This window comes from Flavobacterium esculini (genome assembly GCF_048284325.1).
Lineage (GTDB): Bacteria > Bacteroidota > Bacteroidia > Flavobacteriales > Flavobacteriaceae > Flavobacterium.
Genome location: NZ_JBLVPI010000015.1, coordinates 37,856 through 50,925 on the forward strand (window position 1 = coordinate 37,856; position 13,070 = coordinate 50,925).

Annotated in this window: 17 protein-coding genes; 10 read left to right on the top strand and 7 right to left on the bottom strand. The window is 34.7% G+C overall.

Annotated elements, in window-relative coordinates; all coding sequences use genetic code 11:
- Positions 1–28: 28 nt before the first annotated feature.
- From ACNQGG_RS13160 to ACNQGG_RS13170, 3 genes are all read right to left on the bottom strand, one after another.
- Complete coding sequence (locus ACNQGG_RS13160; RefSeq protein ID WP_417964674.1) at positions 29–673, bottom strand: Dph6-related ATP pyrophosphatase; 645 nt, start codon at positions 671–673, stop codon at positions 29–31.
- Positions 674–763: 90 nt separating this feature from the next.
- A complete protein-coding gene (gene cobU, locus ACNQGG_RS13165) occupies positions 764–1,279 on the bottom strand; it encodes a bifunctional adenosylcobinamide kinase/adenosylcobinamide-phosphate guanylyltransferase (RefSeq protein WP_417964676.1) in 516 nt (171 codons plus the stop codon).
- 2 nt (positions 1,280–1,281) lie between these two features.
- Positions 1,282–1,488, bottom strand: coding sequence for a DUF5522 domain-containing protein (locus tag ACNQGG_RS13170; RefSeq protein WP_417964808.1), 207 nt, complete (start codon positions 1,486–1,488; stop codon positions 1,282–1,284).
- On the opposite strand from ACNQGG_RS13170, the gene ACNQGG_RS13175 reads away from it, so the two are divergent.
- The 5 genes from ACNQGG_RS13175 to ACNQGG_RS13195 all read left to right on the top strand — a co-directional run bounded on the left by ACNQGG_RS13175 (position 1,406) and on the right by ACNQGG_RS13195 (position 5,851).
- Positions 1,406–1,666 (top strand): hypothetical protein, encoded by a 261-nt coding sequence (locus ACNQGG_RS13175; RefSeq protein ID WP_417964814.1) that lies wholly within the window; start codon positions 1,406–1,408, stop codon positions 1,664–1,666. The two genes, ACNQGG_RS13170 and ACNQGG_RS13175, sit on opposite strands and share 83 nt — an antisense overlap.
- Positions 1,667–1,756: 90 nt before the next feature.
- A complete protein-coding gene (locus tag ACNQGG_RS13180) occupies positions 1,757–2,899 on the top strand; it encodes an ABC transporter substrate-binding protein (RefSeq protein WP_417964678.1) in 1,143 nt (380 codons plus the stop codon).
- Position 2,900: 1 nt separating this feature from the next.
- Entirely contained in the window at positions 2,901–3,932 is a 1,032-nt protein-coding gene (locus ACNQGG_RS13185) for an iron chelate uptake ABC transporter family permease subunit (RefSeq protein WP_417964680.1), read from the top strand.
- On the top strand, positions 3,932–4,714 hold the full coding sequence (locus ACNQGG_RS13190; protein WP_417964682.1) for an ABC transporter ATP-binding protein: 783 nt from the start codon (positions 3,932–3,934) through the stop codon (positions 4,712–4,714). Before ACNQGG_RS13185 ends, ACNQGG_RS13190 begins: the two co-directional genes overlap by 1 nt.
- A gap of 282 nt (positions 4,715–4,996) precedes the next feature.
- Positions 4,997–5,851 (top strand): hypothetical protein, encoded by an 855-nt coding sequence (locus ACNQGG_RS13195; RefSeq protein WP_417964684.1) that lies wholly within the window; start codon positions 4,997–4,999, stop codon positions 5,849–5,851.
- Positions 5,852–5,918: 67 nt separating this feature from the next.
- Here ACNQGG_RS13195 and ACNQGG_RS13200 read toward each other — a convergent pair whose 3' ends face one another.
- The 3 genes from ACNQGG_RS13200 to ACNQGG_RS13210 all read right to left on the bottom strand — a co-directional run bounded on the left by ACNQGG_RS13200 (position 5,919) and on the right by ACNQGG_RS13210 (position 8,699).
- Positions 5,919–7,529 carry a class I SAM-dependent methyltransferase gene (locus ACNQGG_RS13200; RefSeq protein WP_417964686.1) on the bottom strand — a complete coding sequence of 537 codons (1,611 nt, stop codon included), beginning with the start codon at positions 7,527–7,529 and terminating at the stop codon, positions 5,919–5,921.
- Positions 7,530–7,641: 112 nt separating this feature from the next.
- Positions 7,642–8,097, bottom strand: coding sequence for a tRNA (cytidine(34)-2'-O)-methyltransferase (locus ACNQGG_RS13205; RefSeq protein ID WP_417964688.1), 456 nt, complete (start codon positions 8,095–8,097; stop codon positions 7,642–7,644).
- Between the two features lie 26 nt (positions 8,098–8,123).
- The gene (locus tag ACNQGG_RS13210) at positions 8,124–8,699 is read right to left on the bottom strand and encodes a pseudouridine synthase (RefSeq protein WP_417964690.1); all 576 of its coding nucleotides are present in this window, start codon (positions 8,697–8,699) and stop codon (positions 8,124–8,126) included.
- Between the two features lie 171 nt (positions 8,700–8,870).
- On the opposite strand from ACNQGG_RS13210, the gene ACNQGG_RS13215 reads away from it, so the two are divergent.
- Positions 8,871–9,236, top strand: a complete 366-nt coding sequence (locus tag ACNQGG_RS13215; protein WP_417964692.1) for a hypothetical protein — start codon at positions 8,871–8,873, stop codon at positions 9,234–9,236.
- A gap of 33 nt (positions 9,237–9,269) precedes the next feature.
- Here ACNQGG_RS13215 and ACNQGG_RS13220 read toward each other — a convergent pair whose 3' ends face one another.
- On the bottom strand, positions 9,270–9,911 hold the full coding sequence (locus ACNQGG_RS13220) for a Pr6Pr family membrane protein (RefSeq protein ID WP_417964694.1): 642 nt from the start codon (positions 9,909–9,911) through the stop codon (positions 9,270–9,272).
- A gap of 136 nt (positions 9,912–10,047) precedes the next feature.
- Between ACNQGG_RS13220 and ACNQGG_RS13225 the strand changes: the two genes are divergently transcribed.
- From ACNQGG_RS13225 to ACNQGG_RS13240, 4 genes are all read left to right on the top strand, one after another.
- Positions 10,048–11,427 carry a DNA recombination protein RmuC gene (locus ACNQGG_RS13225; protein WP_417964696.1) on the top strand — a complete coding sequence of 460 codons (1,380 nt, stop codon included), beginning with the start codon at positions 10,048–10,050 and terminating at the stop codon, positions 11,425–11,427.
- The gene (locus ACNQGG_RS13230) at positions 11,424–11,789 is read left to right on the top strand and encodes a 6-phosphogluconate dehydrogenase (protein WP_417964698.1); all 366 of its coding nucleotides are present in this window, start codon (positions 11,424–11,426) and stop codon (positions 11,787–11,789) included. The genes ACNQGG_RS13225 and ACNQGG_RS13230 overlap by 4 nt, the downstream gene beginning before the upstream one ends.
- 4 nt (positions 11,790–11,793) lie before the next feature.
- Positions 11,794–12,342, top strand: coding sequence for an acyl-CoA thioesterase (locus ACNQGG_RS13235; protein WP_417964700.1), 549 nt, complete (start codon positions 11,794–11,796; stop codon positions 12,340–12,342).
- A gap of 186 nt (positions 12,343–12,528) precedes the next feature.
- Positions 12,529–13,068, top strand: a complete 540-nt coding sequence (locus ACNQGG_RS13240; RefSeq protein WP_417964702.1) for a YceI family protein — start codon at positions 12,529–12,531, stop codon at positions 13,066–13,068.
- The last annotated feature ends 2 nt before the right edge of the window (positions 13,069–13,070 follow it).

A 13,070-nucleotide genomic window follows, 5' to 3' on the forward strand; every position in this document is an offset into this window, starting at 1 on the left:
TGACATTGCTTTTTTTGTTTTTGAAAAGTTATTCTTCCCAAACGATGAAACAATAATTTTCATAGGTAATTTTAGTGAATTCTGGCAGTTCAATCGCTTCAGAAAATAACGGACAGTTAATTACCAAAGTATGAAACTCCCCATTTTCACCACAAGGATCTATTCCTTTTTCGTGTAATTCTTGTGCCAATTCTTTGTTCAAAATTTTACCTAAATAGCTCTCACCCATCATTGTATTACAAGAAACAATCATCGTTACAATTCCGTTTTCAAGCATTTGGTTTACCAAAATAATTCGGTCTTGTTGCCACAAAGGTAAAATTGCTTTTAGCAATGCTGCGGCACATACTTTATCTTCCCAATCTTTATGAGGTTGCAAATCAATATCACCAAAAACGGCTGCTTCCAAATCATATTTGGCTTTTAGCATTTTCAAAACTGCAATAAACTTGGCTTCATAATCACCCCAAGTTGCGGGAATTCCTTCAAGAGCTAATCCCATTTTTTTGGCTTGCTGATTCAATATAGACAATGGTAATCCATGAGAACGAGACACTTTCCCGTTTTCATTCATCATATTGAGTAACACTTTTGGAATAAATCCTTGCTGAATTGCTTGCATCATTGCATAACAACTGTCTTTTCCGCCACTCCAAGAAGTTACAAAATTCATATGTAGTTTTTTATTGATTTTTAATTGAATATGTAATACGCTATGAGGCAATATTTTCTTTGAATTTAATATTATAAAATCATAGCTATTTCATTTTTTTTCTTTTATCGTTACAGGAATTCCAGAAACCATAAGTACCACGGTATCGGCAGTTGCAGCGATGTATTGATTCATCCAACCTTGAAGTTCAGTGAATTTTCTACCAATCTGAGTTTCGGCATGAACGCCCATCCCTATTTCATTGGTTACAATAATAATAGTTGCATTTTCTTGATTGGCAATGGCGTCAAATTCGTCTTTAGCTTGTTCTAAACATAAGGAAACATCATTTTTAGTATCCACAAAAAAGTTCGTTAACCAAAGCGTAACGCAATCGACAATAGCTACTTTTCCCGAAAAAACAATTTCGCTCAAGTGTTTTTCTTTTTCGATATTAATCCATCGTTCGTCCCGATCTTTTTGATGGCGATCGATTCGCTTTTGGAAATCATCATCCCATTTTCTGGCTGTAGCCACATACATTGGCTGATCCGATAATCCTTTTGCTAAATTTTCGGCATAACTACTTTTACCGGAGCGTTCCCCACCAGTTATTAAATATATCATTTTTATATTTTTTTAAATCCGTACGGACAATGTCTACATCCATTGCCACAACAATTACCTCTTTTTAGATGAAACCAAGCTTTAAAAACATAATTTCCATTTTCTAAATAATAGTCGATTCCTTCTATGAGATCAGTCGTTTTGGGTAAATCTTTAGCTTTGCTATTCGTTGCAGTTTCAGAAGATAGTGTGGCAACATATTCGTCAATTTTAGTGGAGCAGGCGTTTGTAAAACAACTGGAACACAAGCAATCCACCACTTCTGACGGAGTAAAAATAGGTGGAAAATTGTTGCACCAGCATTTACTTCCTTCAGCTGTGTCCCCACAATTAAAAGGAGTTCCGCAAGTAGAACAGTTTTTGACTTTAATGCTATTCATTTCGTAAAGATAGTATTTGTTCAATTTTTTACTGCTAAAAATAAACAAGAAATTTTATAAATTTGGTATACCTTTGTCGCTATCGAAAAATTAAACCATGAAATTCACCTTTAAATTAATCCTTTTTGTTTTCTCTTTTTCAACTTTAGTTGGATGTAAAAAAAGCGAAACCTTAAAGGTAAAAGAAAGTATAAATTCAAAAAATGCAATCGAATACGCCTCGGGACTTTCTATTAATACCTACGAAGGATATACAATAGTGACGGTTTCCAATCCTTGGCCTGAAGCCAATAAAAACTTCACTTATATCTTAAAAGAAAAAAACGGCAGCATTCCGGATAGCCTGCAAAAATACACCACAATTTCAGTTCCTTTAGAATCAATCGTCGTTACCTCAACGACTAATATTCCTTTTTTGGAAATGCTGGGAGTTGAAAAATCACTGGTGGGTTTCCCGCATACTGATTATGTTTCTTCTGAAAAAACCAGAAAACTAATTGATGGTGGCGCTGTTAAAAACATAGGACAAAACGAAAAATTAAACATGGAGCAACTCATTGATTTGGCGCCTAATTTAATCGTAACTTTTGGAGTTGACAACAACAATCCAATGATTGATAATTTACAAAAAAGTGGTCTTAATGTACTTATACAAGCGGACTGGATGGAACAAACTCCACTGGGCAAAGCAGAATGGATTAAGCTTTACGGTGCTTTATTTGGAAAAGAAAAAGAAGCAAAAACGCTTTTTGATGAAATTGTTAAAAATTACAATGACGCAATACAATTGGTTGCAACCAAAAAACCAACAGCAACCGTTTTGTATGGAGCAATGTATCAAGAGCAATGGTATGTAGCAAGAGGAAATAGCTGGGTAGCCCAATTTATGAAAGATGCCAAAGCAAATTATTTGTGGGCAAATGTGGAAGGAACAGGAAGTCTTAGTTTGCCTTTTGAAAAAATATTAGAGAAAGCAAAAACAGCGCAATATTGGATCGCAACAGGTTCTTTTAAAAGTAGTGCTGAATTCGAAAATAGCAATCCGCATTACAGTCAGTTTGACGCAACAAAATCTAAAAATGTATATACTTTTGAAAGTAAATTAGGTACAACTGGAGGCACGATTTATTATGAATTAGCACCAAGCCGTCCGGATTTAGTCTTGAAAGATTTCATTAAAATCTTCCATCCTGAACTGCTTCCAAATTATACTTTTACTTTTGCACAAAAACTAAATTAAATTGGCGAATCAAAAACGAAATACGATTCTATTTTTCTTGCTTACTTTAGGGCTTGTTCTATTGTTTTTTGTGAACATTAGTTTTGGTTCCATCACGATACCTTTTAAAGAAATTTATACTAGTTTAACTGGTGGTCAAGCGAGTAAATCCACTTGGGAATATATCATCATCAATTATCGTTTACCCAAAGCCATTACTGCAATTCTTGTTGGAATGGGGTTATCTATAAGTGGTTTGCTGATGCAAACTTTATTTCGAAATCCATTGGCGGGACCTTATGTTTTAGGACTGAGTTCCGGTGCCAGTTTAGGTGTCGCTTTTGTAATATTAGGAGCGAGCTTACTTCCACATTTTTTAAGTACAATTTTATTATCCTCTTATGGAGTGGTTTTAGCCTCAACTATAGGAAGTTCAGTTGTATTACTCGCCGTTTTGATGGTTTCACAAAGGCTTCGAGATACAATGGCCATCTTAATTGTTGGGTTAATGTTTGGTAGTTTTACCAGTGCAATAGTAGGCGTTCTTACATATTTTAGTTCCGCTGAACAATTACAAAAATTCACGTTTTGGTCCATGGGAAATTTAGGCAACTTGTCTTGGTCATCCATATTAATTCTAACCGTTTGTGTTGGGATTGGTTTGTTATTAAGTCTGTTTAGTATCAAACCGCTAAATGCCTTATTATTGGGTGAAAATTACGCTCGCAGTTTAGGTTTGAATTTCAAAAAAACACGATTAATTATTATTTTTGCAACAAGTATTTTAGCCGGAAGCATCACCGCGTATGCAGGTCCAATTGCCTTTGTAGGACTGGCAGTTCCACACATAGCAAAATTAGTGTTTCAAACCAGTAACCATTCGGTTTTGTATTGGAGCACGTTACTTTTAGGAGCATCGATTATGCTTATTTGTGATGTAATTTCAGAATTGCCCGGATTGGAAATCACTTTGCCAATCAATGCTGTGACTTCAATAATTGGTGCTCCTGTAGTAATTTGGCTATTGGTTAGTAAACGAAAAATGATTGCCTAATGGAAAACAAAATCATCTTACAAGCATCTCAAATCAGCATCGGCTATTTTCATAAAAAAGAGAAAATCGTAGTGGCTTCAGATATCTCTATTGCTTTAAAAAAAGGAAAACTGATTGCTTTAATTGGTGCGAATGGCATTGGAAAATCAACGCTTTTAAAAACGATAACAGGAATCCAGAAACCACTTTCCGGTACTGTATTTTTAAATGAAAAGAAAATCAGTGATTACGAATCTTTGGACTTGGCCCAAAACCTAAGTATCGTTTTAACCGAAAAATTGCCTCCCAGTAACTTAACAGTTTTTGAACTCATTGCTTTAGGAAGACAGCCCTACACCAATTGGATGGGAACTTTATCTGATATTGATATTGTTAAAGTTAATGAAGCGATGGCATTGACGCAAATCAGTCATTTAGCCACAAAAAAGCATTATGAAATCAGTGACGGACAATTACAAAAAGTATTGATTGCACGCGCTTTGGCGCAGGATACTCCGTTAATAATTTTAGATGAACCTACTACCCATTTGGATTTATTACATAAGGTGGCTTTATTCAAACTTTTGAAAAAACTTACTCATGAAACCGGAAAATGCATTTTATTTTCTACTCATGATATTGATATGGCGATACAATTGAGTGACGAAATGATTATTATGACTCCTGAAACAGTGCTTCAAGACGAGCCTTGTAATTTTATTTCAAAAGGAAGTTTTAATACCTTATTCAAAGACGAGCATATTGTTTTTGACGCTGAAAAAGGAAAATTCATGATTGTTTAGTATCGCCGTAATTCCCCTACTGAAACACAACGTTTTTATAACAAAATTCTACTTTATAAAATCTGTTTTCTAAAAACTATCCTTCTTCCTATCTATAAATTTCACAATAGTTAGAAGATCATTCACGAACCAATTAACACGGAGCGTTTAATTAATTTTAAAATAAAAATAAACTGAATATCAAGTAGTTACGATATTTATTGTATTTTTGTTCTTCGTTTTATTTTCCCCCAAAGCTTAACTTATCTACAGCATTAAAAACAATCTTTTAAAATTTTAATTATGGAAAATTTGTTTACATTGCCAAAAAAAATTATCGTTTTGGGGTCCTTATTTTTGCTTTTTTCTTGCAGTCAGGATGAAATGATTACTGCTGATTTACAAAAAAACGTATCCTCATCATTTACGGCTAAAACGAGTGCTGCTAAACTTACGGTATTTAAAGGACCTCAGGTAGCTCTCGGATACGGAAAAGTACGTTCCTGGATAAGTGTGGATTCAAATGGTCATCCTTACGAAATAGGAATTGAAATCACTCCTGAAGCCTTTAAAAATCTGGATACTGATAATAGTAAATCTGTCCCACCAGATGGCGAAACTATTGTAGTACCATTGCAATTAAAAGCTACTCAATTAACTCCTTTTGATCACATCGGGCTTAACTGGAATCCTCATGGTCACGAACCCGCTGGCGTTTTTAATGTACCCCATTTTGACATTCATTTTTACATGATTTCTGCCCAAGAGCAACTCGCAATACCGGCATGGTCAACAGAAACGGATGCTGCTTTCAACAATTATCCTCCTATAGGTTACATGCCTGCAGATTATTTTACTCCACCTGGTCCAGCAACGGCTGAGCCCCAAATGGGAAAACACTGGCTACCTATAAACTTAGGAGCGTATCTTCCATTTTCTAAAATTATGATTTACGGTTCTTATAATGGTAAATTTATTTTTGTAGAACCAATGATTACTTTAGATTATCTACTTTCTGATGTTGATTTTAGTGCCAATTATTCTCAACCGGAACATTTTGAAAAAGCAGGTAATTATCCAACGAAATATAACATTTATCACGATGCGTTGAGTGGAAATACTTACGTTACATTAAGTAATTTTGTCGCTCGAAATTAACTCTAAATGAGGAAGCGCATCAACTTCCTCATTTTATTTCTTTTTAATTTTTCAATACAAAATGGTACTATCCATTTCCTTTCAATAAATTTATACTCACTGTTGCAATTGGAGAATCAGGAAATCTCCTGAAGAAATTAGCATCCGGATACAATCCCGCTTCAGCAGCGATTTTGTGTAAAACGGGAATTTCAACGATGTATTGATCCGAAAAACCGTGCGTGGCATCATAAGCCGAAGCAGCCGTTTTTCCTAAATTAGCAGCAGTCAAATTTGGAGCAATCGTATGCAATTCAATCATTAATAACCCGAATTTTCGAACGTAAGGCGACCATTTTTTCAAATGTTCCAATAGATTATCTTCGACTAAACTATTACTGATTCGCTCTCCTCTATGCGCAAATGCACCTGTAGAATGACTTACTCTGCCTTTAGTAACATGTTGAGGCATTTCCCAAATTCGGTTATGATCCAAGAAGGTTCTCACATTCAATAAATCTTTCAAATCAATGTTATAATTTTCCAATAAATCATTAGCTAATAAATCGGGCTGCCCAATATCTCCCCAAATCACTTTGGCCCAAATATCGGCTTTGATTAAATTGGTTCGGGTTACTTTCAAGGCTGCCTGATTGTAATCGGCACCAACCAGAAATAAAGGATAATCATCCAGCATTTTTCCGCGGAGGGTTTGTCTTTCGATTACAGTATAAATATGTTCTATAAATGCTCCATTGCCACAACCCATATCGAGAATTCCTTTCGGCTGATCTTCAATTGGTAAATTGAATAATTTGATGATAATCTCATCTACAACTTTAAAATAAGTATCGTGTGCTCCTCCGCTTCCCCAAACATTCATTTCTCGGTCCACATGAATTTCATCTTCCCCTTCGGCCACCGTTCGGAGTATATTTGGGTGACCAAAAAGCAATTCCTCCATTTTACTGAAAGTAGGTAAATAGGAAACTGTCACTCCATAAGCAGAAGCTCTTTTGGCAAAAAACAACCCCTTTTCCGTAAACTGATAATTCCCTTTTTTTTGGGTAAACCAACCTAAATCAACAAAGAAATCGAGAATAATTTTGAAATTTTCGGGGGATTTATGAAATTCTTCGGGACGGAAGGAAATCTCCATAAAATATTTATGAAACATTCCGCTTATACCCAATCTTACTAATATTGGCCCAACCAAAGAACCTTCAATATGGGTTAGAATCTGATGCTGAATTTCATTGGTCAGCGTATCATTCGAAAATGAAATTCCATAATTTTTTTTATACAAATCGAAAATTAAACCCAATCGAGCGAATGGTATATCGTCTAATAATCGTGTACGAAATTGCATCGTGAAATGCAGTAAATCAAGAACATCTTCATACAAATAGAACATTGAAAAAGCAATCGCGCTTTTATTGTTTATGCTGAATTTAATTTGGTCTGTGGTAGTATTGATATGATAATCCAAGAATCCTTGCGAACACAAAACACGCAAACCCACATTGAGATAGCCTTCATTGGCTTTAAAATATTCCGTAAGTTCCGTAAGTGTGACTTCTTTTTTGTCAAGAATATAGGATAGCACTCCTTTTTCAAACAAAACATACGCAACCGGAGCGGTAACCAAGCCATCTAAATGTTTGAAAATGGTACTTCTAAGGATAATTTTATCAATCATAAAAGTAAGTTTTAAAGGAGAAAAAAAACAATTAGATCTAGAATGACCTACTCAAATATATGAAATTCCATCCACAAAATTGCCTTACTTTTTACAATTCAAAATTTACAACTTACCGTTTATTAGTGATTTGCCTCTTTGCTTCGCCAATGACAAACGCGACAGAATTTGCAATATTAAAACTTCTAATTAACGGTGACATTGGAATTGTCAGATGATTGGGAAATTCGTTTAAAACAGCTTCGCTCAAACCCTTACTTTCTTTCCCAAAAACCAACCAGTCACCATCCTGAAAATCATTCTCCAAATACGATTTTTCGGCATGGGAACTCATCAGGAAAACTCGGGATAAATCAGGAATCTGTGTTTTCCATTCGGCTACATTTTGATATTCTGTAACATCAAGGTGTACCCAATAATCCAAACCGGAACGTTTCAGGTTTTTATCATTAATGACAAATCCAAAAGGATGGATTAAGTGCAAACGGCTTTCGGTACCGACGCACAATCGGCCAATATTTCCAGTATTATTTGGGATTTCAGGTTCTACTAAAACGATGTTTAACATTTCTTTTTGGTTAATCGGTTATTTGTTTATTCGGTTATTTGAAAATCTTCAACTTCCAAAACTTCTCCAGCCTGTAAATCATTGAGATGTACGTTTCCTATTCGAACACGAACCAATCGTAACGTTGGAAAACCAACAGCGGCAGTCATTTTCCGGACTTGGCGAAATTTCCCTTCATTCACCGTTATCGAAGCCCAAGAAGTTGGACCGTGACGTTCATCACGAATTTTTTTTCCTCTAGTTCCAAAAGCAGGAACTTCGTTCATCAAGAATGCTTTACACCGTTTCGTGATGTATTTCGTGCCATTGAAACCTATCTCGACCCCTTTTTGCAGTTGCTCAATGGCTTCCTGATGAATAATGCCATCGACTTGAACATAATATTCCTTGTCCACTTTTTTACTTCGAATGATTTCGCTCATCATCCCGTCCGTGGTCAATAACAATAATCCTTCGGAATCTTCGTCAAGACGACCTATTGCCATCGTTCCTTTGGGGAAATCGTGCAACTCGCCCAGCAGTTTCTTTTTTCTTTTTAATTCGTAAATAAACTGACTCAGATACCCGTAAGGCTTATGAATGATGAAATGAGAATGAGCCATTTTAGTGTATTAGTTGTGCGTGCAAAGATAGTTTTGTTTTCGCTGGATTTAAAATAGTGTCGCCATACATTTATTGGTGTAAACCAAAAGCTATGTTAAATAATTGAATTCCTCACTATAAAAGACGTAATATTATAGAAGTTTAGAGTAATAACTTTAAAATTAAAGAGTATGGAAAGCAACGATTTAGGTTCAAAAAAAACAAATAATAAGCAAAATATAAACGAAGGATTTAGCGGTCAGAATCTAGCCCAAAATACGAATCCTGAGGTGTCACATTTGAAATCAGAAGTGGAAACTGATGCACATGGAAATCAAAAAATTGTTCAAAGAGCACGGAATATTGACGGAACTTTAGAGCAAAATGAGGATAGCACTCCAATAAATTTAAGTTCTGATATTGCAAATGTTTCTGAAGAACAAGCTAAAAAAATGGTCGAAAATAAAGATCATAATTCTGATATCATTCCAAACCGTTATCCAAATTCCCATCCGGATAATCAGGAAGACAGAGGGAATATTAAACTGGATGAATAACAATTGATTTTGTTTAAAAAGGCCAATACGAATTTAATTCGTATTGGCCTTTTTAATTTTCCCAATCCCAATGAATAAAGTACCAAAAAAAAGAAAAGCCAACAACATAAAAAAACTATTGAGCAGTACTGTATTGTAGCCCAAAAGAATCACATCGACAAACGGATATGGGTAAAAACTAAAAAAAGCACCACGAATTAACGTGTAAACCAAATACACCGCAGGGAAAATCAACCACGGAAAGATGTTTTTGAATTCCAATTCTTTTTTTGGTACAAACAAAATCCAATACAATAAAACTAATAGTGGAATGACCGAATGCAATAACTCGTCCACTACTTTTTGCAGACCCGTTGGAGCCCATAAAAATCGCAGAATAACATTATAAACTAATCCTACAATGGTGATGTATAACGTAATTGCGGTTGCATTTTTAGGTTTCGAAAAAAATAATCCCCATTTGGATTTTGGCTTTAGCCAAAGAAAAGTAAAACAAACTGCCACCAAAATATTCGTTTGAATGGTGAAAAAACTAAAAAACCGAACGATTGTTTCCGGTAGCAAAGTCATACGATTGAAAATTATGAGATACAATTGCAATACAACCGCAAACCAACTGACAATCGCTATAATTGCAAAAAACCGAGAATTCGATTTTAAAGATTTATCCTGCATATTTTTTAAAGTATAAAATTAATTGGCAACTCTATTTACAAATCCATGAATGCTAAAGCTTGAGATAGTATTTTGATTTCCGGAAGGAAACCAGCAAACTTTTGTTTATTTTTACAAACTTACAAAAAGAAATTCTATGTCAAATATGCTTCCGTTTTTATTGATTTTCATCGTTGCTCTCGTTATTGGTATTTTTATTGGTAAACTCATTTTCTCCGCCAGATTCCAATCGGAAAAAATTAGTTTAGAAGAAAAATTAATTGCTTTTACTTCCCAATTCAATCAACTAAAAGAGCAGATTATTGTTGACAAAACAACTTTTGAAAAACAATTAGAAAACGCCAATGAGGAGAAAGAAACCATTCGAAGTGAAAAGGACAGTTTAGCCATTCAGCTTTCTAAAAAAGAAGTTGATTTTGAGAATCTTTGGGAACGCAACAAAGAACAAAAAGAAGAAGTCGAGAAACTACAGGAAAAATTCACCAAAGAATTTGAGAATCTCGCCAATAAAATATTAGAAGAAAAGTCTAATAAATTCACGGAGCAGAATAAGGAAAATATGAAAAATATCTTGACGCCTTTGCAGGATAAAATTCATTTATTCGAAAAGAAAGTCGAAGACACCCACAAAGAAAGCATTGATTACCATGCAGCTTTGCGCCAACAGATTCTGGGCTTGCGAGAAATGAATATCCAAATGAGCAAGGAAACCCTCAATCTGACGAAAGCTTTGAAAGGCGATAGTAAAATGCAGGGAAATTGGGGCGAATTGGTTTTGGAACGCGTTCTTGAAAAATCAGGATTAGAGAAAGGCCGTGAATATGAAGTCCAACAAGCGTTCACCACTGAAGATGGAAATCGCGTTTTTCCTGACGTTGTGATAAATCTGCCGGACGGCAAAAAGATGATTGTCGATTCTAAAGTTTCTTTGACCGCTTATGAAAAATACATCAATGAGGAAGATGACGATGTAAAAGTTGGATTTTTAAAAGAACATGTTAACTCCATCAAACGACATGTAGAACAATTAGGCAATAAAAACTACCAAGATTTATATCAAATTGAAAGCCCTGATTTTGTATTGTTATTTATTCCAATAGAGCCTGCTTTTGCTATGGCGCTGAATGAGGACACCAGTTTATATAACAAAGCATTCGAGAAAAACATTGTTATTGTTACGCCTGCGACTTTATTAGCGACTTTGCGAACTATTGACAGCATGTGGACGAACCAAAAGCAACAGGAAAACGCTTTGGAAATTGCGCGCCAGGCTGGTGCATTGTATGATAAATTTGAAGGTTTTGTAGGTGATTTAATCAAAATTGGAAAGAAAATAGACGAAAGCAAAATTGAATACAGTGGCGCCATGAATAAACTCGTAGAAGGAAAAGGAAACTTAATCGTAAGTGTAGAGAAATTGAAAAAAATGGGAGCCAAAGCGAAAAAAGCACTTCCGGAAAGCATATTGAACAGGGCAGAAAAAGATGAAAATCAATTATTAAACGAAATAAAATGAAACGAATTTTAGGAATTATTTTAGGAATTGGCACCTTGGTCTTGATTTGTTATTTTGCATTTCTCTATTACGTTCCTTACAGTGAAGGCATTCGTTCCGGTGAACTCATAAAATTGAGTCATAAAGGAATGGCCATAAAAACATGGGAAGGGGAATTAAGTCAGGGAATTTCCGGAGCTCAGATTTTTAGTTTTTCTGTTTTGGACAGCGATAAAAAAGTGATTGAAGATTTGAAAGGGCTTCAAGGGAATTATGTGAAACTAACTTATGTAGAACGATACCGAACATTTGCTTGGTGGGGAGAAACGAGATATTTTGTTACAGCCGTTCAAAAAGAAACTTCCCCTTTTAATCGAAAATAACTTTATGAATACAACTTTTAAAACAGTCGCTTCGTCAAATATCAGTATTTCAGAATTGATGCTGCCCTCTCACACCAATTTTAGCGGAAAGATTCATGGTGGTTATATTTTGTCTTTACTGGATCAAATTGCATTTGCTTGTGCTTCAAAGTTTTCAGGCAATTATTGCGTGACAGCATCTGTTGATACCGTGAATTTCCTTAAACCAATTGAAGTAGGCGAACTGGTTACCATGAAAGCTTGTGTGAATTATGTGGGTAACAGTTCTATGATTATAGGCATTCGGGTTGAGGCTGAAAATATTCAAACCGGAAAAATAAAACATTGTAATTCTTCTTATTTTACTATGGTTGCCAAAGACAAGGAAGGTAAAAGTGTGCTGGTTCCCGGCTTAATCTTATCCAACCTTAATGAAGTACGCCGTTTTTGCAATTGCATCAAACAAATAGCCTTAAAAAAGGAAAAAGACCTACATGAAGAAAAGTTTGATTATAGTTCTCCTGAATCGCTGGCAAGCCTTAAAAAGTACAATGTGCAATTGGAGTTGCTCTAGATTATTTCAGCCTTATTTTTTTAACTAAAATCAATCGATTTAAGATCTAAAAAACCAAAAATCAATGCAATTTCAGATTTATACAAACGACTTAATAAGTTTATATTAATGCGATAATTTATCATTAATCGTAAAAATATTTCCTTGAAATTTCGTAACTTTAAGTAGTTTAATTCATAAAAGGCTATGAAAAAAATTACCCTCCTTTTCCTGATTTTTATAGCTAATACTGCTGTTGCGCAAGAAAAAATGATGACTAATAAAGGAATCATTAATTTTGAGGCTTCGGTTCCTTTCTTTGAAGAAGTAAAAGCAATAAATAAAAAAGCATCCTGTGTTTTGATGACCAAAACAGGGGAAATAACCTGTTTAGCCATCATCAAAAATTTTCAATTTGAAAGAAGTTTGATGGAGGAACATTTTAATGCTAATTACATGCAGAGTCATCGTTATCCTAAAGCCATTTTCAAAGGTAGAATTCAAAAATTTGATTTAAAAAACGTTAACTCAAATGCAACAGAATATCAAATTACAGGAAAAATTACCATGCATGGAAAATCAAAAAAAATCATTGTTACGGGTATAATCAAAAAAGGAACTCAAGGAATCGAATTAATTACTAATTTTCCTTTAAATACTGATGATTTCAAAATCGAAATTCCTTTTATCGTGCGCAGTAAAGTATCCAAAAACGTGAACACTCAACTTTATTGCGTTTTACAATAAAG